Here is a 24,451-nt window from a genome sequence, read left to right as displayed (position 1 = left end):
CCCGCCCCGGCGGCGGAGACGCCCCGGGCGGTCCCGCCCACGCCCGGGGCGTCGCCGGACCGCACTGGTGCGGCTCGCTCGTCCGGGCGCGGCCCGCCGGACCGCGCGGCGGGCGAGGCCCCGGCGGCCGGCGCGCACGCGACGATCACGTCGAGGGCCCGTTCGAAGTCGGCGCGGGCGACGCCCACGTTGACGGTGAGCCGCAACCGGGACCGGGGGTCCGGGGTCGACGGCGGCCGGAAGCAGCCCACCGCGACCCCGCGGTCCAGGCAGTCGGCCGCCCAGGTCACCGCCGCCTCGGGACCGGGTGCCGCCACCGAGATCACGCCGGCGGCCGGTTCCGAGACCGCCAGGCCGGCGGCGCGGAGCCGGCGGGTGGCGGCGGCGGCCCGGTCGGCCAGCTCGGCCCGCAGTTCGCCGCCGGCCCGGGCCAGATCGGCGGCGACGAGCGCCCCCGCCGCCACCGCCGGTGGCAGCGCGGTGTCGTAGATGAACGTCCGTCCGGTGTCGATCAGGTGCCGGATCAGCTCGGCCGGACCGGCCACGACGCCGCCGGCTCCACCGAGCGCCTTGGAGAGCGTGGCGGTCACCACCACGTCCGGCTCGCCGGTGAGCCCGGCCTCCGCGACCGCGCCCGCACCGTCCGGACCGCGGACGCCGAGCGCGTGCGCGTCGTCGACCAGGAGCAGCGCCCCGTGCCGACGAGCCACCTCGTGCAGCCGGGTCAGCGGAGCCAGGTCACCATCGACCGAGAAGACCGACTCGGTGACCACCACCGCCGGGCGGCCCGGCGCGGCGGCCAGCGCCGCGGCGACGGCATCGACGTCGAGGTGCGGCGTGACCACGGTCTCGGCACCGGAGAGTCGACATCCGTCGATCAGCGAGGCGTGGTTGTGTGCGTCGCTGACCAGCAGGGTGCGGGGCCGGGTCAGGGCGCGTACCGCACCGAGGTTGGCGAGATAGCCGGAGGAGTAGACGAGCGCTCCGGCCGTGCCCAGCCAGTCGGCGAGCGCTCCCTCCAACGCCTGGTGGGGCGCGGTGCTGCCGCGGACCAGCCGGGAGCCGGTCGCACCCAGGCCGTACCCGGTCAGTGCCTCGGCCGCCGCGGCCGTGACCGCCGGGTGGCGGGAGAGGCCGAGGTAGTCGTTGCCGGCCAGATCGACCACCGGCTCACCGGGACCGCGCGGCCGTAGCCGCCGGCTGAGCCCGGCCCTGGCGCGCAACCGGGACTTCCGTTCCAGCACCTCCAGCCAGCCTGGCACGGTCACTCCCCACTCGTCCGCGCCCGAAGGGTCGGGTGGCGGCGCTCGGCGGAACCCTCGGGCGGGTGGCTCCGCGGGGCGTCGGCACCGGCCCACCGCCGGCCGGACGACGGCCCCGAGCGGCGAAAATACCACCTGGACCGGCCCGCGGGCGGCCGCCGGGCCGACGGGGCACGGGATCCGATCGGAGCTGGTCGGGCGGGCCGCGGCTCGCCGGTCGGCACCCACCGACGGCCGGTCCGCCTTGTAGGGTACGGACCATGCCCGACATCCTCGACCAGGCACGGACCCAGGTCCTCGACGGTGGCGTCGGCCTCGACGAGGCCGGCGTGCTCGCCGTGCTCCGGCTTCCGGACGACCGGCTCTCCGCCGCCCTGCAGCTCGCCCACGAGGTACGGATGCGGTGGTGCGGTCCGGAGGTCGAGGTCGAGGGCATCGTCTCGCTGAAGACCGGCGGCTGCCCGGAGGACTGCCACTTCTGCTCCCAGTCGGGCCTCTTCGCCTCCCCGGTCCGCTCGGTCTGGCTCGACATTCCGTCCCTGGTGGAGGCGGCGAAGCAGACCGCGAAGACCGGTGCGACCGAGTTCTGCATCGTCGCCGCGGTCCGGGGCCCGGACGAGCGGCTGATGCGGCAGCTGCGCGAGGGTGTGGCCGCGATCCGGGCCGAGGTGGAGATCAATATCGCCGCCTCGCTCGGCATCCTGACCCAGGCCCAGGTGGACGAGCTGGTCGAGCTGGGGATACACCGCTACAACCACAACCTGGAGACCAGCCGTTCCTACTTCCCGAACGTCGTCACCACGCACTCCTGGGAGGAGCGCTGGGAGACGCTGCGGATGGTCCGCGCCTCCGGCATGGAGGTCTGTTGCGGTGGCATCATCGGCCTCGGCGAGACCGTCGAGCAGCGCGCCGAGTTCGCGGCGCAGCTCGCCGAGCTCGATCCGCACGAGGTGCCGTTGAACTTCCTCAACCCCCGGCCGGGCACCCCGCTGGGTGACCGGTCTCCCGTCGCGCCGCGCGACGCGCTGCGGGCCATCGCCGCCTTCCGGCTGGCGATGCCGCGGACGATCCTCCGGTACGCCGGCGGGCGTGAGATCACCCTCGGCGACCTCGGCACCCGGGACGGCCTGCTCGGCGGCATCAACGCGGTGATCGTCGGCAACTACCTCACCACGCTCGGCCGCCCGGCCAGTGAGGATCTCGCCCTGTTGGCCGAGCTGAAGATGCCGGTCAAGGCCCTGTCGGCCACGATCTGAGACCGGGGGCGCGGGTGGAGACGACGGAGCCGACCAGGGGCGGCACCGATCCGGCGGCCGGGCCGTGGTGTGACCGCTGCGGGCGGGCACTGGCCGACGGGGGTCACGAGGAGTGCGCGGCGGCCCGACGGCTGGAGCCGCCCCGGTTCTGCCCGGCCTGTCGCCGTCGGATGCGGGTACAGGTGCTGCCGGCCGGCTGGACGGCGACCTGCGTGGAGCACGGCACCACCCGGGGATGATCCGGGCGGCCCGAGGCCGCACGGGCCGGCCTCCGGTGGCAACCGTCCGTCCCCGGCGAGGCCACGGACCGTGAGCTGACCGCGAACCCGGACCCGGTTCATTGACACGAATTTTTTAAGAGTGTTATCTATTAGTGTCGGCCGGCCGTAGACGTTGGACGTGCGAACGAGGGGAACCCGTCCCATGAACCCAGCAGGTACGGCGGCCACGAGCCGCCGGGCCCGGCCCGCGCCGGCCACGACGCCACCGCCACGCACCGCCCGGTCGCTCCGACGCGTGCTGCCGGCCGGGCTGCTCGTCCTCGGCCTCGCCGCCACCGGTGCCGTCGCCGGCCCCACGCCGGCGGCCCACGCCGCCCGCGAGCAGGTGAACGTCTGGCTCACCACCACCTCGGACGCCGGTGGGCGTACCGTCACCCGCGGCCTCCAGCAACAGTCGCCGATCGCCTTCGCCGCCACCAGCCCCGGCGCGACCCACACCATCAACGTCGACGAGAACGTCCGCTACCAGCAGTTCGAGGGCGGCGGTGCCTCGATTACCGACACCACGGCGTACCTGCTGCGCGGCGGGGCGGTCAGCGCGGCCGCCCGGGACGAGGTGATGCGCCGGCTCTTCCACCCGACCGACGGCATCGGGCTCTCCTTCGTCCGCAACCCGATGGGTGCCTCCGACCTCTCCCGGCCGGGCAACGTCTCGCTCGACGACACCTGCTGCGACCTCTCCGACTTCTACGCCAACGGCTACGACACCAACGTCCGGCTGCTCACCGCGCAGGCGAAGTCGCTGAACCCGGCGCTGCGGGTCAAGGGCGTGCCGTGGAGCGCCCCCGGCTGGATGAAGGACAACGGCCGGATGGACCAGATGGGCTGGCTGAAGTGGGAGTACTACCCGATGTACGCCCAGTACTTCGTGAAGTACATCCAGACGTACCAGGCGGCCGGGATCCCGATCGACTACGTCTCGGTGCAGAACGAGCCGAACTGCTGCCGGGCGGACAACCCGACGGCGATGAACTACCCGGGGATGAACTGGAACGCCTCCGGGTTGCTGGAGTTCACCAAGAACCACCTGCTACCGGCGTTCCGGGCCGCCGGGATCACCACCAAGGTGCTGGTACACGACTGGAACTACGGGGACTGGGGCCAGATCGGCGCGGGCATCGTCTCCGACGCGGCGCTGCGGAACGACCCGCTCTTCGGCGGCATCGCCTGGCACGGCTACTTCGGCGACCCGGCGGTCGGCAGCCAGGTGCGCGCCCAGTACCCGTCCGTTCGGCAGTTCAGCACGGAGCACTCGGGCGGCAACTGGATCGCCAACCAGCACAACGAGGACATGGCGGACATCGTCACCTACGCCCGTAACTGGAGCAGCAGCCTGGTCAAGTGGAGCCTGGCGCTGAACCAGTTCCAGGGCCCGCACAACGGCGGCTGCGACGTCTGCACCGGTCTGATCACGGTGCAGGAGGGTGGGCCCCGGGCCGGCCAGGTCGACTACACCATCGAGTACTACACCACCGGGCACCTGACCAAGTTCGTCAGGCCGGGGGCGTACCGAATCGACTCGACCGCCACCAGCCCCGTGCTCAACGTCGCGTACCGCAACCCCGACGGCTCGAAGGCGCTGATCGCGCACAACGGTGGCACCTCGGCGCAGTCGATCCGGGTGGTCTGGGGTGGCCAGTCCTTCACGTACACCCTGCCGGCCCGGACCAGCGCGACCTTCACCTGGTCCGGGACCCAGTCCGGTGGCGGGCGCACCGGCCCGATCGTCGGCCTGGCCGGCAAGTGCCTCGACGTCGCGGGGGGCAACGCGGCCGACGGTACCCCGGTGCAGCTCTGGGAGTGCAACGGCACCGCCGCCCAGCGGTGGACGCTCGCCGCCGACGGCACCGTCCGGGCCCTGGGCAAGTGCCTGGACGTCCGCGACCACTCGACCGCCAACGGCGCGCGGGTGCAGATCTGGACCTGCACCGGCGCCGCCAACCAGCGCTGGACCGCGACCGCCGGCCGCGACCTGACCAGCGTCAGCGCCAACAAGTGCCTCGACGTCCTGGATCACAACCCGGCGAACGGCACCCCGACGCAGATCTGGACCTGCACCGGCGCCGCCAACCAGAAGTGGACCGTTCCGGCCTGATCCCTGGTCCCTCCTCCACCCCGTACGGTCAGCCCGGTCGTGACGCGGAGATCCCGGCGCGGACCGGCCGGGCCACCGACGCCATCAGATTCCGGTGGTCGCGGACACCGGATCCCCGCCCGGCCCCGGCGGCAACCCGCCGCCGGGGGTTTGTGGGCCCCCGCAGATAACAAACCTTACGGTTTGATATTGACGCCGCACGATCGATCTGGGAAGGATCGAGGGCGGCGCGTCCCCGAACGATCCTGGAGGCCACCGTGCGTGCACACCAACGATCCCGCACCCGGCTGACACCCCTGGTGGTCGGCCTGCTGGTCGCCGCCCTGCTGCCGGCGGACGCGGCATCGGCCACCCCCACCACCGGCGATCCCGGGTCCCCGTCCGCCCGACACGGCGACCGGCCCGCGTACCGCAACCCCTGGCTGCCCGTCGAGCGCCGGGTCGACGACCTGCTCCGTCGGATGACCCTGCGGGAGAAGGTCGGCCAGATGACCCAGGCCGAGCGGGCCGCGGTCGCCGACAACCCGAGCCTGATCGCCGAGTGGCACCTCGGCTCGATCCTCTCCGGCGGCGGCTCCGTCCCGACCCCGAACACCCCGGAAGCCTGGGTCGAGATGATCAACGGATTCCAACGGCAGGCGATGAGCACCCGCCTCGGCATCCCGATCATCTACGGCGTCGACGCCGTGCACGGGCACGCCAACGTCTACGGCGCCACCGTCTTCCCGCACAACATCGGGCTCGGCGCCACCCGGAACCCCGACCTGGTCCGGCAGATCGGCCGGGCTACCGCCGAGGAGGTCCGCGCCACCGGCATCCCGTGGAACTTCGCCCCCTGCCTCTGCGTGGCCCGGGACGAGCGCTGGGGCCGGACGTACGAGAGCTTCGGCGAGGACCCGAAGCTGGTCGGCCAGATGGCCAGCTACATCGCCGGATCGCAGAGCGCCGGGGTACTGGCCACCGTGAAGCACTACGCCGGTGACGGCGACACCGTCTACGACCACGCCGCCGCCGAGGCCAACAAGTCGCTGCCGCCGGACTCCCAGACGTACGTCATCGACCAGGGCGTCACGGTCAGCAGCCGAGCCGACTTCGCCCGGACCAACCTGGCGCCGTACTGGGACGCGATGCGGCGGTACGACGTACGCAGCGTCATGCCGTCGTACTCCAGCGTGGACTGGACCGAGGACGGCGTCGGCAACCCGGTCAAGATGCACGCCCACCGCGAACTGATCACCGACGTGCTCAAGGGCGCCCGGCGGTTCCGGGGCTTCGTCATCTCCGACTGGGAGGGCATCCACAAGATTCCCGACCCGTCGGACCCGACCAACGGCGGGTTGACCCCGTACAAGGTCCGAACCGGAGTCAACGCCGGCATCGACATGTTCATGGTGCCGCACAGCGCGCCGCAGTTCATCGAGCTGCTGGTCGCCGAGGTGGAGGCCGGCCGGGTCAGCCGGGCCCGGATCGACGACGCCGTCCGCCGGATCCTGCGGGCGAAGTTCGAGCTCGGCCTCTTCGAGAAGCCGTACGCCTCGACCGACGACATCGACGAGGTCGGCAGCCCGGAGCATCGCACCCTGGCCCGCCGCGCCGTCGCCGAGTCGCAGGTGCTGCTGAAGAACCGTAACCGGGCCCTGCCGCTACGCCGGGACGCGAGGCTCTACGTCGCGGGCCGCAACGCCGACGACATCGGCAACCAGGCCGGCGGCTGGACCATCCAGTGGCAGGGCGCCTCCGGCGACATCATCCCCGGTACGACGATCCTGGAGGGCATCCGCGAGGTGGCGCCCCGGGCGCGGGTCACCTACAGCGCCGACGCCTCCGCGCCGACCGACGGTGCCGACGTCGGGATCGTGGTCGTCGGCGAGACGCCGTACGCCGAGGGCTTCGGCGACGTCGGCGGCCCGGAGTGCACCTGGTGCACCCCGCCACAGCACGAGGAGAAGTCGCTCTCGCTCCAGCCGGGTGACCGAGCCGTCATCGACAAGGTCTGCCGCGAGATCGAGACCTGCGTGGTCCTCATCGTCAGTGGCCGGCCGCAGGTGCTGACCGACCAGCTCGACATCATGGACGCGCTGGTCGCCTCCTGGCTGCCCGGCAGCGAGGGGGCCGGCGTCGCGGACGTGCTCTTCGGCCGGCGTCCGTTCACCGGCCGGCTCCCGATGAGCTGGCCGCGCAGCGAGGCGCAGGTGCCGATCAACGTCGGCGACCGGGACTACCACCCCCTGTTCCCGTACGGATACGGCCTGCGTACCCGCTGAGCAACGGACCGGGGCCGCCGGGCAGCCTGCTGGTACCGCCCGGCGGCCCCGGAGTGGGACCGGCGCGGGACGGTTCAGCCGGTCGTACAGGCCGCGCCGTTGAGCGTGAACGTCGCGGGCCTCGGGTTGTTGCCGGGGTGGGAGCCGGTGAAGCCGAAGCTGGTCGAGGCCCCGGGTGCCAGGGTGCCGTTGTAGGAGAGGTTCGTCGCCGTCACCGCCGCACCGGACTGGGTGACCGTCGCCGACCAGGACTGGGTGATCCGCTGCCCACCCGGGAAGGTGAAGGCGAGCGTCCAGCCGTCGATCGTGGTCGCGCCGGTGTTGGTGATGGTGACCGTGCCGGTGAAGCCCGTGTTCCAGTCGGTGGTGGCGTAGGTGACCCGGCAGCCGCTGGTCGGAGTGGTGTCGGTGGTCACCGAGACCGGTGCCGACGGTGCCGAGGTGTTGCCGGCCGCGTCCACCGCGACGACGTAGAACTCGTACGTCGTGCCGGGCGTCAACCCGGTCACCGCGTACGTCGTGGCGGCGACCGTGCCGAGCAGGACGTCGGCGGCGCCGGCCTCCCGGTAGACCCGGTAACCGGTGACCCCGACGTCATCGGTGGCGGCGTTCCAGGTCAGCGTCGCGCCGCTGCTGGTGACCGCCGAGGCGACCAGGCCGGTCGGCGTACCCGGTGGGGTGGTGTCCGGGGTCGCCGGGGCGGGCTCGGCTCCCCAGATCAGCGTCTCCCCCTCCCAGAGCGCCAGCTTCGGGTTCGGCCCGGCGGCGGCCTGGTACGACGGGTCGTTGCTCGGGTCCCAGGTGCCGCCCTCCGGCACGCCGATCGTGAACTGCACCTCCATCCGGTGCTGCGACTGGCCCGCCGGGGCGATGGTGTAGCCGGAGCAGTCGACCTCGACGTACCAGATGTCGCCGGAGTACGGGTGGGCGGTGGTCGGCGCCGGACAGCCCTGGGTGTAGCCGCTGGTCACCTGGATCGGGCCGGTGCCCTCCGGGCGGAAGTAGTACCGGAACCGGGAGGTGGTGAGCGCCCGGGCCGGGAAGGCGGACCTGTTGTAGACGATCGCCTTGATCCCGGTGGCCCGCGGCCCGTTCTGCATCACCGTGGTCTCGATGGTGATCTCGTCCATGTCCGGCTCCTCCGGCTGCGGGAAGTCCGCCAGCGGGGTGCCGCCGTACTCGGCGTAGAGCCGGGCCAGCGCGGAGGTGAACCCGGCGTTGTAGTCGGTGGCGACTTCGTTCATCACGTAGTCGCCGCGGCTGTCCGTGTAGCGGTCGTCGGGTGCGGACGGGCCGCCGACCAGGGCGCCGTAGAGGACGTGCCGGGTCTCCTCCGGCACCTGCTGGCTGTCCCACCAGGAGCCGTGCGCGGTGCGGTGGTGCGGGTACTTCGGGTAGTTGGCACCGAAGCCGATCACGTAGCTGGAGTTGCGCGGGTTGTCACCGAGCGCGTAGTTGATCTGACGTACGGCGAAGTCGTGGTAGCGCGCCTTCCGGGCCACGTCGGTGAGCCGGTCGCTGTAGACCAGCGCGGCGAAGGCGGTGTTGGCGGCGTACCGCAGCGCGCCCCAGGTGTCCAGCACCGCCATCCCGCCGGGCGAGGTCCGGACCTTCTCCCCGTTCACCCCGACGGTCCACCAGTCGAGCCAGCGGTTGGCGTCGTCGACGTACTTCTGCTTTCCGGTCAGGTTCGCCAGCAGGACGTAGGCGCCGAACTGCTTGTTGTCCCACGCGACCGTCCACCGGTACATCCGGGTCGTCGACTGCGGCTCGGTGCCGAGCCGGTCGTACTCGCTCTCCGCCTTGGCCAGGTAGCTCGCCTCGCCGGTGGCCCGGTGCAGCCAGATCGCCCCCCAGACCAGCTCGTCCTGGTAGCCGCTCCAGGAGCGGTAGAAGTTCGTGGCATCGGTGATGCACTCGTGGTACGGCCGCCGGACGGTGTCGGCGAAGGTGTAGAGCTGCCGGGCGTGGGTGAGCAACCGGTCGGCGTACGCCGGGTCGGTGGGGCGGAAGACCATCGAGGAGGCGGCCATGGCCGCCGCCGTCTCGGCGGCCAGGTCCGAGCCGCCACAGCTCGAATCGATCTTGTACGCCGGGCGCGCCATCGGCAGCACCTCGGCCGGCCCCCACCACCTGTGGTCGTCGTCGCCCTTGCCGACCTGCCCGTAGAGGACGTTCGGCGCCGGGTGCGCCTTGACGAAGTAGTCGTTGACGAAGCGCAGGTTGTTCAGCAGGTGCGGCAGTTGACCGGAGGCGGCGTACGCGGCGCGGTACTCGACCGCCCCCCAGGCGAGCATGGTCGCGCTGAACGCCATCGGGAAGCCGAACTTGACGTGGTCGCCGGCGTCGTACCAGCCACCGGTGAGGTCGAGCCCGACGTCGGCCCCGTCGGTCAGCGCGGAGTCGCCCCGCCAGGAGACGCGGTTCCAGTCGGGGAGTCGGCCGGACTGCTGCGCCTCGTAGAAGAGCAGCGCCTTCTGCAACGCCTCCGCGTAGTTGAAGGGTCCGGCGAGGGCAGCCGGTGTGGCCGGGCCGGATCCGGCGCCGTCGCCCCCGGGGCCGGCGGCGCCGGCGGGATGCGGGCCGGCCAGGATGAGCCCGGCGGCGGTCAGCGCGGCGACGACGGCGGTCGCGGCGCGGTCGTACCAGCGGCCGGGCCGCTGCCCCCGGTCGGGGCGCGGCCGGCCGTCCGGGCGCTGCCGGCCGTCGAGCCGGTGCCGGATCGTGGGCCGGGGACGTGGTCCGGGCCGGGGACGCTGTCCGTTCGGCCGGGCCGGGGCGATGCGGTGACGCACGAGAATCGCTCCTGTCCGTGGAGCCGCGCGCGGCGACGCGTGGCGGGGGACGTCCGGGCGGATGGGGGCGCATCCGCCCCTTCCCCTGCGCGGTGCGCGGCGCGGGTGTCGGGTGAGAGGTGCGGGTCGGGCCGGTGGGGGTGCGGGTCCAGGGAGTCGCATCGGGCCTCGTCGGAGCACCGGGAGCGCTCCCATGGATAGCCAACAATGTAGCCACGCCATTGCCGGTTTGTGAAGAACCAAACCGGCGACCCGGGAGCCCGACCGGCGCACGAGACGGGGGACCCGGGGGGTCAGGAAAGCCCTTTCCCACCCTTTGACACTCCTCACATGATACATATCAATCAATATATTGACGCCGTTTTCGCGGCTCATCGTCGATCACTGGACGTCGATCCCGTCCACTCGTCGGCACCCGGGCACCGTCGGCGTTCCGCGATACGGGCGTACGGTTGCCGGCGCCACGCAAACCGGGGGACAGTACGCGCAGATCAGCGGTGCCACTGTCGCCGCCGCGCAGCTCACCGCGACCCGCCGGGACGCCGCCCAGCCAGTGCGGCGCGCCGCCCGGGTCGCTCGCCACCCACGGCCCTCCCGGAGCACCGGCCCCGCGTACGGCCCTCCGGAGGCCCACCGCAACCACATTGGCCGCATCGGAGCGGGCCGGCGTCCGCCGTCCCCGGGTGACCCCTCGACGCGCCGCCCGACCGGGGCCGCGTCCGCGCCGGCATACCCGGACCGCCACGGCGGAGGTCCGGGTCCGATCCCGGCGGCTCCGGGTCCACCCCGGACCGCGCCGGCCGCCCGACCGGCCACCGACCTGAGGAGGCAGCGATGGCACTGCGCCTTGCCGACGGCACCGCCTGGCAGGAAACCCTCGCCCGGGCGGTGGAGACGGCCCCCGAAGCGTTCGACCTCGAGCCGGGCCGCCCCGACGGGGCCGTCACCCTGCGCAACCTGATCGAGGGGGCCTGGCAGTCGACCGGCGCCCCGACCGCCGTCCGGACCCCGGTGGACAACACCGTGCTGGTCAACCTGCCTCGGCTCGACGCCGAGTCGGCCCGCTCCGCGGTGGCCTTCGCGGCCGCCGAGCACCGGGACTGGGCGGCCACCCCGCTCGCCGACCGGAAGGCCCGGGTGGTCGCGGCGCTCGACGCGCTGACCCCGCACCGCGACCTGCTCGCCCTGCTGCTGGTCTGGGAGATCGGCAAGCCGTGGCGGCTCGCCTGCGCCGACGTCGACCGGGCGCTCGACGGCGTCCGCTGGTACGTCGAGGAGATCGACCGGATGCTGGCCGGCGGACGCGAGCCGCTTCCCGGCCCGGTCAGCAACATCGCCAGCTGGAACTACCCGATGAGCGTGCTGGTCCACGCCGAGCTGGTACAGCTGCTCGCCGGCAACGCCGTGATCGCCAAGACCCCGTCCCAGGGTGGGGCGGTCTGTCTCACCGTGGCCCACGCGCTGATGCGCCGCGTCGGGCTGCCCGCCACCCTGGTCTCCGGCAGCGGCGAGGAGCTCTCCGAGGTGCTGGTCCGGGCACCGGAGATCGGCGCGGTCGCCTTCGTCGGCGGTCGGTCCAACGGCGGCAAGGTCGCCGCCGCGCTCCTCGACACCGACAAGCGGCACATGATCGAGCAGGAGGGACTGAACGCCTGGGGCATCTGGGAGTTCTCCCAGTGGGACATGCTCGCCACGCACCTGAAGAAGGGCTTCGAGTACGGCAAGCAGCGCTGCACCGCGTACCCACGCTTCGTGGTCCAGCGCGACCTGGTCGACCAGTTCCTCGACATGTACCTGCCGGTCGTCCGCTCGGTCCGCTTCGGGCACCCGCTCGCCGTGGACGACACCTGGAGCCCGGGCGACCCGCTGCCCGACCTCGACTTCGGGCCGCTGATCAGCGCCGGCAAGGCCGACGAGCTGCGGCGTAAGGTGGACGAGGCGGTCCGCGGCGGCGCGATCCCGCTCTACCGCGGCCGGCTCGACGGGGCGCCCTTCCTCCCCGGCCAGGACACCTCGGCGTACGTCGCACCCTCGGTGCTGCTCGCCCCGCCGGGGCGGTCCCGGCTGATGCACGCCGAGCCGTTCGGGCCGGTGGACACCATCGTGGTGGTGGACACCGAGGAGGAGTTGCTGGCCGCGATGAACGCCTCCAACGGCGCGCTGGTGGCGAGTCTCGCCTGCGACGACGAGGAGAAGGCGGCCAAGCTCGCCGTCGACCTGCAGGCGTTCAAGGTGGGCATCAACCGGCCCCGCTCCCGGGGCGACCGGGCGGAGCCGTTCGGCGGTCGCGGCGCGTCCTGGAAGGGCGCCTTCGTCGGGGGCGACCTCCTGGTGCAGGCGGTCACCGTCGGTGAACCGGGCGAGCGGCTCTACGGAAACTTCCCGGAGTGGACAGCCCTGCCGCCGAACATCTGAGACGTCGCTGTGGCCTCCACCCGACCGGGACCGGAGCTGACGGGGCCCGTCCGGCCGTCCCACCGGACGGGCCCCGCCCGTCTCGCCCCCGATGGGCGGCCCGGCGGCCCGGCCCGCCGTCTCGCCCCCGGTGGGCGTTCTCCGCGGTCCGGTCCCGAACCGGGACCGGACCGCTGTCTCAGGTCTCCGGCGCCTCGGCGGCGGCACGGGCGCGCCCGGCGGGCACGCCGGGGCCGGGCCGGGGACCGGCGGACGTCCCGAGGCCGCGCCCGGAACCGGCGGCCGCGCCGGGGCCGGGCTGGGCCGGAATCGGCAGCCTGGTCCCGAGCCGCTCGGCGGGCGGCGCGGCAGCGGAGCGCTCGGCCAGCGGCACGGTCACGCTCAGCAGGTTGCCGTCGCGCTCCACCGCGCCGGGCCGGTGGAACCGGTTCAGCAGGCGCAGCATCCCCACGTTGTCGGCCGGGGTGTACGCCGACAGCGCCGCGTAGCCGCCCCGGTCCGCGTACGTGGCGAGCCGGCGCAACAGGGCGCCACCCAGGCCCCGTCGCTGCCAGGCGTCCTCGACCAGGAGGGCGACCTGGGCGAGCTCGCCCTCGGCGACCAGGTTCGCCATCGCCACCACCCGGTCCGGATCCCCGGTCCCGCCCTCCGGCACCGCCAGCAGCGTCACCCCGCGCGCCGGAGCCAGCAGACGGCGCAGCCGCTCACCGTCCGGTCGGTCGGCCATCGTCGGGTAGCGACGGCGCAGGGTATCCGCGGAGCAACGCTGGTGCATCGCCTGGACCGCGGCCAGGTCCTCGGTGAGCGCCGGGCGGACCAGGACCTCGGCGCCCTCCGGCAGCACCAGGGTGACGTGCTCGACGCTACGCCGCAGCACGGCCCCGGCCAGCTCCAGCAGCGCCTGGGCGCGGGCGAACTCCGCCGGGGTGAAGGCGGGGGCGCTCCGGCCCACCTCGAACGTTCCACCGTCCGGGTCCGGCAGCCGCATGGCGCCCCGGTCGTACCCGGGACCACCGGCGGCGGGCAGCGGGCGCCAGGTCACCGAGTCGGCGGCGAGCAGCGTCCGCAGCGTCTCCCCCAGCGCGTCCGGGTCGTGCACCAGCCGGGTCGCGAGGCCGAGGGCCCGGGTCGGCTGATCCACGAGGCCCTGCGCCTCGCTGCGCGCCACCCAGCAGTCCCGGCCACGACCCTTCTCCACCGCCGCGACCAGGTCGTCCGCGGTGAGTTCGGCCGGCGCGTCGACCAGAAAGTCGTCCACCGCCCCGGCCTCGGTCGTGTGCACCTGCACGGTGAGGATGTTGACCCCGCGCAACGCGAGGCTCGCGGTGAGCACCGAGAGGAATCCGGGCCGGTCGGTCACGGTCGCTCTGATCCGCCACAGCGTCATGGTGACTCCCTCCCGGGTCCAGCCTGCCCGCCGACTGTTACTCGGCGATTGCCGGACCGGTGACGGTGGCCGTGGTCTCGGTCACCGCCGCCATCGCCGCGGCCCGGGCGGACGCGGCACCGGACGCCGCCGGTGCGGCACCGACCAGGTCGAGCCGATCGCCGAGGATCGTCGCGGCGGCGCGGACGAGTTGAGCGATCCGGTCCACCTCCGTGACGTGGAAGCCGGCCGCCACGAGCCCGTCGCCGTCCACCCGGGCGAGCATCAGCACCAGCCCGGCCCGGCCGAACGGCGCGACCGCGTAGTGGACCCCGGTCGGGCCGCGCAGGGCGCGGGCCCGCAACGGCGTCACCTCGGGCAGGCGCAGCGGGCTCGGCGCCCGCCAGCTCGCGTACGCCACCGCGGGTGCGCCGGTGCCCCGGACCGCTCCCGAGCCGGGCGCGCTGCGGGCCGCCCAGTCGGCCGGTACCACGGCGGCGGCGGCCCAGTCGGCGGCGAGCAGCCCCGGCACCGCGTCGACCAGCGTGGCGAGGCCGTGCGCCGGGTTCGCCGCGATCTGGGCCAGCAGCTCGGCGTCCTGTCCGCCACCGGTCGGCGCGCCGATGGCCCGCCACATGCCGTCGACCCGTACGCCGGGGATCGCGCCGAGCCCGGCGCTGAGCCGGTCGACCCGGGACGCCCCCGGCCAGACGACGGTGAAGTCGTCCACCGCCCGCCCGCCGAGCCGCTCCAGGACCACCACCTGGACGATGTCGGCCCCTGCCACGCCCAGCGTGCGGGCCACCTGGCCGAGTGTGCCAGGTCGGTCCGGCAGGGTCACCCGAACCCTCAGCAACATGTCCGTCCCCTCCGTCGGCGGACCGGCGCGGGTCACCGCCGGTGTGCTGGGGACCATGCTGCCCTATGACCATTTCGTCCCTGTTGCCATGCCATGTCCCGGCAGCAACAACCGGTACGTGCCGTGAGGAGGTGCCGTGGTCGGTGCCCGACCGGCGGGGTCGCGGGGACGGGTCAGGCCGAGCTGCGGTGCACGAGGTGGGTGTCGAGCAGGACGTACGGCGTCTCCCGCTCCTCCCGGCGGATCCGGGAGACGAGCAGCCGGGCCATCTGCCGCCCCATCTCCTCCATGGGCTGGAAGACCGTGGTCAGCGGCGGGTCCATCTGCCGGGCGATCGGGGCGTCCTCGAAGCCCACCACCGCCACGTCGTCGGGGACCCGGCGCCCCGCCTCGCGCAGCGCCCGCAGCGCCCCGCAGGCCATCAGGTCGGAGGCGACGAAGACGGCGTCGAGATCGGGGCAGGCCTCGAGCAGCCGGCGCATCGCCGCCGCACCGCTGCTCTCGCTAAAGTCGCCGTACGCGATCAGGTCGTCGCTGACCTCCGCGCCGCTGTCCCGCATCGCCTCCCGGTAGCCGCTCAGCCGAGCCACACCCACGCCCATGTCCTGCGGTCCGGCGATCGTGGCCACCCGCCGCCGTCCCTTGCGCAACAGGTGCTCGACGGCCAGCCGGGCCCCGCCGGCATTGTCCACGTCGACGAAGTACGCCCCGTTCGGGTCCGTCAGCATCCGGGCCGGCCGGCCGCCGAGCACGGTCGGCAGCCCGCGCTGCTCCAGCAGGGCGGGCAGCGGGTCCGCGTCGTGCAGGGAGAGGAGGAGCACACCGTCCACGTGCTGGTTGGTCAGGTGGTGCTCCATCCGTTCCCGCTCGGCCGGAGACTGCGCCATCGCCAGCCACAGCTGCATCGACGTCTCCAGCAGGGCGGAGCTGATCCCCCGCACGATGCCGGCGAAGAACGGCTCGCCGAAGACCCGCTCCTCCGACTCGGAGACCACCAGGGCGACCGAGTCGGTCCGCTGCGTCACCAGTGCCCGGGCCGCCCGGTTCGGCACGTACCCCAGCTCGGCGATCGCCCGTTGCACGGCGGCCCGAGCCTCCGGGCTCACCTGGGGCGAGCCGTTGACGACGCGCGACACCGTGCCCCGTCCCACGCCGGCGCGGGCTGCGACCGCGTCCAGGGTTGGCCGCCCGAGCGAGCGGGTGCGCTGCGTTGTCATCGTCTGCTCCTCCGACGTCGGGCGACCGGCACCGACCTGGCACGGGCCGGTGCCGGACCATCCCAGTACTGGTTGGCCACGCCTATTGTGCGGCCAAACCGTTACGTCGGATCACCTCGGTGTACCACTTCGCGCTCGACTTGGGAATCCGAAGCTGGCTGTCGTAGTCGACGTAGACCATGCCGAAGCGCTTCGTGTAACCCCACGCCCACTCGAAGTTGTCCAGCAGCGACCAGGCGAAGTAGCCGCGCAGCGGCACACCGGAGGTGATCGCGGTGTGACAGGCCCGCAGGTGGGCGTCGAAGTACGCCACCCGGTCGACGTCGTCGACCTCGCCGTCGACCACCTCGTCCACGAAGGCGGAGCCGTTCTCGGTGATGTAGAGCGGCAGCTCCGGGTAGTTCCGGTGCACCATCTGGAGGACCTCCACCAGCCCGGGCGCGTCGATCTCCCAGTTCATGTCGGTCACCGGGACCCCTCGGGTGACGAACCGGACCTGCTCGCTGCCGGGCCAGCTCGACTGCGCCCGCCAGTACGGCTCCGGCTCCACCCCCTCGATCGGCGCGGCGACCACGTGCCGGCTGTAGTAGTTGATCCCGAGGAACGACATCGGGGTGGCGACGACCTCCAGGTCGCCGTCCCGGACGTGGCCGAAGTCGGTCACCCCGGCGAGGTCCGCCACCACGTCCGCCGGGTAGCTGCCGCGCAGGATCGGGTCGAGGAAGAACCGGTTGGCCAGCCCGTCGATCCGGCGGGCTGCGTCGGCGTCGCCCGGCGAGTCGGTCTGCGGCGAGACGGCGTAGAGGTTGAGCGTCACCCCGACCTCGTGGTCCGGGGCGGCCGCGCGCAGCGCCTGGGTGGCGAAGCCGTGGCCGAGCATCAGGTGGTGGGCGGCGCGAATCGCCGCCGGCGGGTCGGTCCGGCCGGGCGCGTGCGTCCCGGAGCCGTACCCGAGGAAGGCCGAGCACCAGGGCTCGTTGAGGGTGATCCAGTGCCGGACGCGGTCACCGAGGGCCCGCTGGGTCAGCTCCGCGTACTCGGCGAACCGGTGCGCGGTGTCCCGGACCGGCCAGCCCCCGGCGTCCTCCAGCGCCTGGGGCAGATCCCAGTGGTAGAGGGTCACCCAGGGCTCGATGCCGTGCTCCAGCAGCTCGTCGACGAGCGCCCGGTAGAAGTCCAGCCCCGCCTGGTTGGCCGGACCGGTCCCGTCCGGCTGGATCCGGGGCCAGGCCACCGAGAGCCGGTACGCCTTCAGCCCCAGTTCGGCCATCAGCTTCACGTCATCTCGGTACCGGTGGTAGTGGTCGCAGGCAACGTCACCGGTGTGTCCGTGCAGGACCCGACCCGGGGTGTGGCTGAAGGTGTCCCAGATCGAGGCGGAACGGCCGCCCTCGTGCACCCCACCCTCGATCTGGTACGCGGCGGTGGACGCGCCCCAGACGAAACCGGGCGGGAAGGTCAACCCCTGCTCCTCCGTGAGGATCTGGGCGGACTGGGGGCTTGCGGAGCTGCTCACGACTTGACGGCGCCTTCCATGATGCCGCCGATGATCTGGCGGCCGAAGATGATGAACACGATCAACAGCGGTAGGGTCGCCAGCGCGGTGCCGGCGAAGAGCGCGACGTAGTCCGTCTGGTACGGCCCGGACGAAAGGATCTTCAACGAGTACTGGACGGTGGGCGTGTCGGGCGTGAGCACGATGAACGGCCAGAGGAACTCGTTCCAGGTCTGCATGAAGGTCAGCAGGCCGAGCACGGCCGCCGCCGGCCGCAACGCCGGGAGGACGACGTTCCAGTAGATCCGCCAGGTCGAGCAGCCGTCGAGCCGGGCCGCCTCGATCAGCTCGTCGCTGATCGCGGACGTCGCGTACTGGCGCATCATGAACACCCCGAAGCCCTGCACCAGGAACGGCACGATGACGGCCTGGAGGGTCCCGGTCCAGCCGAGCTCCACCATCATCAGGTAGAGCGGGATGACGCCGAGCTGGGTCGGCACCATCATGGTGAGGATGATGATCAGCAGGAGCGCGTTGCTGCCCCGGAACCGGAGCTTGGCGAACGCGAAGCCGGCCAGGCTGGAGAAGAAGATCACCGAGATGGTGACGATGCTCGACACGACGGCGGAGTTGACCAGTCCGTAGACGAACGCCGCGTCATCGTTGGCCAGCATCCGGTCGATGTTGGCGAACAGCTTGCCGCCCGGGGTGGGCGGCATCTCGTAGACCGCGCTGTTGTCCCGCGACGCGACGATGAAGGACCAGACGATCGGGAAGATCGAGAGCACGCTGCCGATGATCAACGCGAAATAGGTCAGCGGGCTGGCCTGCCAGAGCTGCGCGCCGGGCATCCGGACACGCCGCCGGCGCCGCCGGATCACCGGGGTCGGGGCCACCGGGCGGGGCAGGGTCTGCGTGGTGGTCACTTCTGCTCCCCCTTGACCGAGCGGCGGACCAGCGCGAAGTTGATCAGCGCGAAGATGATGATCATCATGAAGAGCAGCCAGGACATCGCCGACCCGTAGCCGTACTCGGCGTTGCCGGTGAAGGTCTGCTCGTAGATGTACATGGCCAGCGTCTGGAACTCGTGGTTGCCGCCGCCGCGGATCATCCCGAAGCCGTACATCAGGGGCTCGGTGAAGATCTGGAAACCGCCGATGGTGGAGATGATGACCGTGAACAGGATCGTCGGCCGGATCAGCGGCACCGTGATCGTCCAGAACTGCCGCCAGGCGGAGGCGCCGTCCAGCGAGGCCGACTCGTACAGGTCCTTCGGGATCGCCTGCATGGCGCCGAGGTAGATCAGGGCGTTGTACCCGGTCCAGCGCCAGTCGACCATGAAGGCGATGGCGAACCAGGAGGCGTAGCGGTTGTCCCGCCAGGCGATCGGGTCGATACCGACGGTGCCGAGCAACCAGTTCACCAGGCCGTACCGGTCCGCGAAGATCAGCGCGAAGATGATGCCGACCGCGGCCACCGAGGTGATGTTCGGGATGACGACCCCCATCCGGAACAGGGTGCGGGCCCGCATCTGCCGGTTCAGCAGGTTGGCGAGGATCAGCGCCGCGATCAGCTGCGGCACCGTGCTGAGCACGAAGATGCCGACGGTGTTGTACGCCGCGTTCCAGAACTGGGAGTCCTCCAGCAGGACGCGGTAGTTCTCCAGGCCGACGAACTCCTTGGTCCCGCTGAGCAGCTCGTAGTCGAACAGCGAGACGTAGACGGTGTAGAGGACCGGAAAGAGGCCGAAGACGCCGAAGAGGATGAAGAACGGCGCCACGTAGAGGTAGGGGGAGTACGTGATGTCCCAGCGACCGAGGCGGTACGACCGCTGGCGGGGCTCGGTGCGGGGCGGCGGTGCCGCGGCGTGCCGTGGGCGGGTGCCGACAGCAGAACTCATTGCAGGTCCTTCCGGAGAGGTAGGCGGCGGTGACCTGGCGGCGGCGCCCACACCCGGTGGGTGTGGGCGCCGCCGCCGGTCCGCGGGCAGCCGGGCCGGCGGACTCGGCAGGTCACCGGCGACTCAGCTGGTCGCCTTCTTGGCCTCGTCCATCGCCTTCTGCCAGGCGGCTTCCGAACTCAGCTGACCGCGCTCGGCCGCCTGCATCTGCGGCTCGACGATGGTCTCCCAGACCTGCTGGTGCTTGGCACCGAGGAAGACCGGCTTCAGGTTCTTGACGCTGTCACCGAAGATCTTGCCGGTCGGGGCACCACTGAAGTAGTCGCTCTTCTTGTCCTTGAACGCCGGGTCCTCGATACCGGCGATGTCCGACGGCATGGCGCCGGCCTCCTTGAACGCCGCCAGGTGGCCCTCCTTGCTGGTCAGGTACTTGGCCAGCTCGTAGGCCTCCTTCGGGTGCTTGGTCTGCGCCGGGATGGCGAGGTAGGACCCACCCCAGTTGCCGCCACCGCCCGGGATCGTGGCGATGTCCCACTTGCCGGCGTTGGCCGGGCCGGAGCGCTGCGCGATGACGCCCTCGGTCATCCAGGCCGGGCAGGGGATCGTGGCGAACGCGGAGTTCTTGAAGGCGGCGTCCCAGTCGGCGCTCCACCGCTGCGCCTTGGCGGTCAGCCCCTCGGCGGCCATCTGCAGACCCATGTCCCACGCCTTGCGGACGACCGGGTTGGTGTCACCGATGAACTTGTTCTCCTTGTCGAAGAAGAAGACCTCGGAGTTCTGCATGACGTACGGCTGCATCAGGCTGGTCGCGCTGTCCAGCCAGGCCGCCTTGACCTTGCCGCTGGCCTTGAACTGCCGGCCCAGCTCGATGTAGTCCTCCCAGGTCGTGATCCGCTTGGAGACCTCCTCCCGGTCGGTCGGCAGGCCGGCCTGCTGGAACAGGTCCTTGCGGTAGCACATGGCCAGGCCACCGACGTCGGTGCCGAGGCCGATCAGCTTCTTCCCGTCCGGGGTCAGGGCGTTGTTCCACTTCCACTCGGGGAAGTTGCTCTTCAGCTCGCCCGCGCCGTAGTCGAGGAGGTTGACGAACTTGTCGTGGTTCTGCACGTACTGGAGCAGCACGCCCTCCTCGAGGCCGACCACGTCGCCGGCGCCGCTGCCCGCCGCGAGCCACTGCACCAGCTTGGGCTGGAAGTCACGCAGCTCGCCCATCTTCTGGTGCTCCACCTTGATGTTCGGGTGGGCCGCCTCGAAGTCCTTGATCGCCTGGTCGTAGCCGAAGTTCTGGAAGGTCTGGAGGACCAGCTTCACCTGGCCTCCCTCACTGCCCCCATCGTCATCGCTCTTGCTACACGCCGTGCCGCCGAGGGCCACGCCCGTGGCGAGCGCGGCGACCGCGACAGTGCGGAGCCGACGCCTGATGACGCTCATCCCTGACCCCTCTCAGGTCGGTAACTCGTGTTGTGGTGGTGCCGTGTGTGTCTAGGCGCTTGGTGGCGCATCACGTTCGTTCAGGTGTTCCAGGTGTCACCGGTCGTGCCCTGCCCGTCGCCGGCTCGGACGGGTGGCCCGGAGCCGGCGACGGGATGCGGGTCTCACGCCGCCGCGACATACCGTGTGGCTTCGACCACATCTCGCCGGGAGCGCTCCCATGAGATTGCCGGCGGGTTTCCGGAGTGTCAATGGGTCAGTGGGAGCGTTCCCATTTCGTTACCGACGGCGGCGGGTCACTCACCCGCAAAGCGGGCGTTATCAATGAGGTAACAAGCGTGCCGTCACCCGGCGGCGCGATCCCGGAAGTCCGGGGCCGGCGATCGTGGGAGACCGGGGCCGGCGATCCCAGGAGAACCGGGGGCCGCGATCACGGGTCGTCGGCCCGGCCCGGGAACCTGTCGACGGGTCCGGTCCCGGATCAGCTCAGTCGGCGGACCAGCGTGCTCGCCCGGTCCGGATCGAACCGCGCCGGGTCGAAGGGGCGCCCGATCCAGCTCCGCATCGACTCGTGTTCCGGGTGCTCCGGATCGGCCAGCGCGGCCAGGAACTGCCGGTAGCCGAACGGACCCCCGACGTCCTCGGGCGGACAGGCGCCCGCGCCGTCGGCGCAGTACGGGTACCGCTCGTCCGGGTCCGCGCCGAAGACGTCCTCGACGGTGACCTCGTGCTCCCACCAGTCCCCGAAGTCGTAGACGTAACGAAAGCGGGTGCCCTTGGTCGCCACCGCGTCCAACCGGGTCTCCAGCTCGTCCCGGAACGTCAGCTCCCCGTCGGGATCCGGCTCGCCGTACTGCACCCCGTCGATGTCGAACGAGTGCAGGTGGTAGTTCTGCCAACCCAGCGCGCACTGGAAGACCCGGTGCACACGGTCCAGCGTGTAGCCACCGGGCACCAGCACCCGACGCCACACCGGCGGCGTGACGTCGGCCAGCGACACCTTGAGCTGGAAGATCTGTCGCGGCACGCTCTCCCACCCTCCCGGCTAGGCTGACCGGCATGATCTGCCGAGCGTGCCGGAAAGCGCGGCACGACGACTGCCGGGGCCGCAACTGGTGCGACTGCCAGCACCGTACCCCCGTACCCGTCCCTCCGGTCACCGGTCCAGCGAGCGAATGACCGAGAATGTCGCGATACGTCGTCTCTGGCCCCGGCCCGACGCGGACCCGCTGGACGACGCGGCCCTGGTCGAGCTCTACCCGCGGGCCGCCGAGCCGTGGCTCCGGATGAACTTCGTCGCCAGCATCGACGGCGCGGTGGAGCTCGACGGCCACTCCGCCGGCCTCTCCGGCGGGCCGGACGGGCCGGACAAGCGCGTCTTCGGCCTGCTGCGGATGCTCTGCGACGCGCTCGTCGTCGGCGCGGGAACGTTGCGCGACGAGGGCTACCGGGCGCTGCGGCTCGACGAGCGCCGCCGGGCCTGGCGCCGCGAGCGGGGGCTGCCCGAGTACCCCCGCCTGGTCGTGGTCTCACGGTCGCTGAACCTCGACCCCGGGTCGGTGGTCTTCGCCGACGCGCCGGTCCGCCCGGTCGTGCTCACCCACGCCCAGGCCACCCCGCCCCCCGGCCTCACCGCCGTCGCCGACCTGCTGCGCTGCGGGACCGACCGGGTCGACCTGGCCGCGGGGCTCGCCGCGCTGCGGGACCGCGGTCACACCCAGCTGCTGTGTGAGGGCGGGCCACACCTGTTCGGTTCACTCACCGCCGCCGGCCTGGTCGACGAGCTGTGCCTGACGGTGGCGCCGCTGCTGACCGGAGCGGGCGCCGGACGGATCACCGCCGGGCCGACGACCCGACCGCGCGCCATGAGGCTGCGGCACGTCCTGGTCGCCGGGGACACCCTGCTGCTCCGCTACACCCGCGCCTGAGTGTGACCGGGACGTCCCCGGCCGCCGCGTCGCGTGGCGGCTGTCGTACCGGTGAGGCAGGATGCGACTCGTGTGTCGTGACCAGATTCCCGCCCTGCCGGGGTCCCGACCGACGAGGGGGCCGCGCCGGTGACCGACATCGACCCGGACGCGTCCGACGCCGTGGTCGGCCGGGTGCTCGGCACCGCCGACGCCACCCCGCTCCAGTTCTGGACCGCGGTCACCCCCGGCAGCTACCTCCAGCTCGACGACGTGGTGGTGACGCGACGCGAACTGCCGGACCGTGAGCCGGTCACCATCGCCGGAGTGGTCACCCAGGTCCGGGCCCGGCACGAGGGCGCGCAGTTCGACTCCGACGTCTTCGCCATCGCCGACGGCACGCTGCCGGCCCTGGTGCAGGAGGCGGCCGAGATCACCACCACCCGGGTAGACCCGGAGCTCTACGTCCCGCCCTCCCCCGGGGCCCCGGTCTACCGGGCCGAGGGCGACGTCCGGTCGGCCGCGCTGCACTTCGACCGGATGGAGCGGCGGGTGCCGATGGGGATCGGCCGGGACGGCGTACCGGTCTACCTGAACGCCGACTTCCTGGACGGCACCCGCGGCGCGCACGTCTCGATCTCCGGCATCTCCGGGGTGGCGACCAAGACCAGCTTCGCCACCTTCCTGCTGTACTCGGTCTTCCGCTCCGGCGTCCTGGGCGGCGACACGGTCAACGCCAAGGCGCTGATCTTCAACGTCAAGGGCGAGGACCTGCTCTTCCTCGACCACCCGAACAGCCGGCTCGACGCCACGACCGTCGAGACGTACGCGAAGCTCGGGCTGACCGCCGGCGCCTTCCCGGACGTACGGGTCTACGCGCCGCCGCGGGCCGGGGACTCCTCCGGCACCCCGGACGTGAGCAGCCGGCTCGCCGGGGTCGACAGCTTCTACTGGACGCTCACCGAGTTCTGCGCCGACCGGCTGCTCCCGTACGTCTTCGCCGACGCCGACGACGAACGCCAGCAGTACACGATGGTGGTGCACTCGGTCACCGCCCACCTGGCCCGGTACGCGCAGCCGGCCGACGGCGGGGTGAGTATCGACGGCACCCGCATCCACTCCTACCCCGAGCTGGTCGACTTCGTCGTCGAGCGGCTCACCGACGAGGAGACCCGGTCGGACTGGGCCGGCAGCGCGGTCAACACCGGCACCGTCAACGCCTTCGCCCGGCGGCTGATCGGCAGCAAGAAGGACCTGGCCCGGCTGATCCGCGGCGATCTCGCCACCCGCCGGCCCCACCGGGTCAACACCGCGGAGAGCGCCCAGGTGACCGTGGTCGACCTGCACAACCTGCCGGACCGGGCGCAGCGGTTCGTGGTCGGCGTGACGCTCAGGAGCGAGTTCGAGCGGAAGGAGAAGGCCGGCACGGCCAAGCCGTTGCTCTTCGTCGTCCTCGACGAGCTCAACAAGTACGCCCCCCGCGAGGGCTCCTCCCCGATCAAGGAGGTGCTGCTCGACATCGCCGAGCGGGGCCGCTCGCTCGGGGTGATCCTGATCGGGGCGCAGCAGACCGCGAGCGAGGTGGAACGGCGGATCGTGACCAACTCGGCGATCCGGGTGGTCGGCCGGCTCGACCCCGCCGAGGCGTCCCGCCCGGAGTACGGCTTCCTCCCCGCCGCCCAGCGGCAGCGGGCGCTGCTGGCCCGGCCCGGCACCATGTTCGTCAACCAGCCCGACATCCCGGTCCCGCTCTGCCTGGACTTCCCGTTCCCGGCCTGGGCGACCCGGGTGTCGGAGGCCGGCGCGGCCCCCTCCGGGACGCTCCGGTCGATCACCCAGGCCGCCGACCCGTTCGCCGTGGTCGGCTCGCGCTCCGGGTCGCTCTCCGACGACGACATCCCCTTCTGA

At 72.2% G+C, this 24,451-nt stretch carries 16 protein-coding genes and 1 pseudogene; 7 read left to right on the top strand and 10 right to left on the bottom strand.

Annotated elements, in window-relative coordinates; genetic code table 11:
• Positions 1-128: 128 nt before the first annotated feature.
• Positions 129-1,262: pseudogene (locus EF879_RS07240) on the bottom strand (8-amino-7-oxononanoate synthase); the annotation flags it as partial.
• Between the two features lie 260 nt (positions 1,263-1,522).
• Here EF879_RS07240 and bioB point away from each other — a divergent pair.
• The 4 genes from bioB to EF879_RS07220 all read left to right on the top strand — a co-directional run bounded on the left by bioB (position 1,523) and on the right by EF879_RS07220 (position 7,158).
• Complete coding sequence (bioB, locus tag EF879_RS07235; protein WP_123556085.1) at positions 1,523-2,518, top strand: biotin synthase BioB; 996 nt, start codon at positions 1,523-1,525, stop codon at positions 2,516-2,518.
• A gap of 14 nt (positions 2,519-2,532) precedes the next feature.
• Positions 2,533-2,757 (top strand): hypothetical protein, encoded by a 225-nt coding sequence (locus tag EF879_RS07230; protein ID WP_123556082.1) that lies wholly within the window; start codon positions 2,533-2,535, stop codon positions 2,755-2,757.
• 184 nt (positions 2,758-2,941) lie between these two features.
• Entirely contained in the window at positions 2,942-4,894 is a 1,953-nt protein-coding gene (locus EF879_RS07225) for a lectin (RefSeq protein ID WP_123556079.1), read from the top strand.
• A 257-nt stretch (positions 4,895-5,151) separates the two neighbouring features.
• Entirely contained in the window at positions 5,152-7,158 is a 2,007-nt protein-coding gene (locus tag EF879_RS07220; protein WP_233604288.1) for a glycoside hydrolase family 3 protein, read from the top strand.
• Positions 7,159-7,232: 74 nt separating this feature from the next.
• Here EF879_RS07220 and EF879_RS07215 read toward each other — a convergent pair whose 3' ends face one another.
• A complete protein-coding gene (locus EF879_RS07215) occupies positions 7,233-9,953 on the bottom strand; it encodes a glycoside hydrolase family 9 protein (protein ID WP_233604287.1) in 2,721 nt (906 codons plus the stop codon).
• 834 nt (positions 9,954-10,787) lie between these two features.
• On the opposite strand from EF879_RS07215, the gene EF879_RS07210 reads away from it, so the two are divergent.
• Positions 10,788-12,368 (top strand): aldehyde dehydrogenase family protein, encoded by a 1,581-nt coding sequence (locus EF879_RS07210; protein WP_123556075.1) that lies wholly within the window; start codon positions 10,788-10,790, stop codon positions 12,366-12,368.
• Positions 12,369-12,546: 178 nt separating this feature from the next.
• Here the strand turns inward: EF879_RS07210 and EF879_RS07205 are convergent, their stop codons facing one another.
• The 8 genes from EF879_RS07205 to EF879_RS07170 form a co-directional block, all read right to left on the bottom strand.
• Entirely contained in the window at positions 12,547-13,755 is a 1,209-nt protein-coding gene (locus tag EF879_RS07205; protein ID WP_123556073.1) for a GNAT family N-acetyltransferase, read from the bottom strand.
• Positions 13,756-13,792: 37 nt separating this feature from the next.
• Positions 13,793-14,593 (bottom strand): amino acid-binding protein, encoded by an 801-nt coding sequence (locus EF879_RS07200; RefSeq protein WP_233604286.1) that lies wholly within the window; start codon positions 14,591-14,593, stop codon positions 13,793-13,795.
• 173 nt (positions 14,594-14,766) lie between these two features.
• Positions 14,767-15,810 carry a LacI family DNA-binding transcriptional regulator gene (locus tag EF879_RS07195; protein WP_123556071.1) on the bottom strand — a complete coding sequence of 348 codons (1,044 nt, stop codon included), beginning with the start codon at positions 15,808-15,810 and terminating at the stop codon, positions 14,767-14,769.
• Positions 15,811-15,892: 82 nt separating this feature from the next.
• Positions 15,893-17,326, bottom strand: coding sequence for a GH1 family beta-glucosidase (locus EF879_RS07190; RefSeq protein WP_123556069.1), 1,434 nt, complete (start codon positions 17,324-17,326; stop codon positions 15,893-15,895).
• Positions 17,323-18,156 carry a carbohydrate ABC transporter permease gene (locus tag EF879_RS07185; protein ID WP_123556851.1) on the bottom strand — a complete coding sequence of 278 codons (834 nt, stop codon included), beginning with the start codon at positions 18,154-18,156 and terminating at the stop codon, positions 17,323-17,325. The genes EF879_RS07190 and EF879_RS07185 overlap by 4 nt, the downstream gene beginning before the upstream one ends.
• A 71-nt stretch (positions 18,157-18,227) precedes the next feature.
• A complete protein-coding gene (locus EF879_RS07180; RefSeq protein WP_123556067.1) occupies positions 18,228-19,205 on the bottom strand; it encodes a carbohydrate ABC transporter permease in 978 nt (325 codons plus the stop codon).
• A gap of 123 nt (positions 19,206-19,328) precedes the next feature.
• Complete coding sequence (locus EF879_RS07175) at positions 19,329-20,636, bottom strand: ABC transporter substrate-binding protein (protein ID WP_123556065.1); 1,308 nt, start codon at positions 20,634-20,636, stop codon at positions 19,329-19,331.
• Between the two features lie 481 nt (positions 20,637-21,117).
• On the bottom strand, positions 21,118-21,663 hold the full coding sequence (locus EF879_RS07170) for a plasmid pRiA4b ORF-3 family protein (RefSeq protein ID WP_123556063.1): 546 nt from the start codon (positions 21,661-21,663) through the stop codon (positions 21,118-21,120).
• Positions 21,664-21,811: 148 nt separating this feature from the next.
• Here EF879_RS07170 and EF879_RS07165 point away from each other — a divergent pair, with 148 nt between their 5' ends.
• Positions 21,812-22,564, top strand: a complete 753-nt coding sequence (locus tag EF879_RS07165) for a pyrimidine reductase family protein (protein ID WP_123556061.1) — start codon at positions 21,812-21,814, stop codon at positions 22,562-22,564.
• Between the two features lie 129 nt (positions 22,565-22,693).
• A complete protein-coding gene (locus EF879_RS07160; RefSeq protein WP_123556058.1) occupies positions 22,694-24,451 on the top strand; it encodes an ATP-binding protein in 1,758 nt (585 codons plus the stop codon).

Origin of the sequence: Micromonospora sp. HM5-17 (genome assembly GCF_003762835.1) — a bacterium.
Classification (GTDB): domain Bacteria; phylum Actinomycetota; class Actinomycetes; order Mycobacteriales; family Micromonosporaceae; genus Plantactinospora.
The sequence above is the reverse complement of the archived record's forward strand: the minus strand, read 5'-3'. Positions and strand labels throughout refer to the sequence as shown.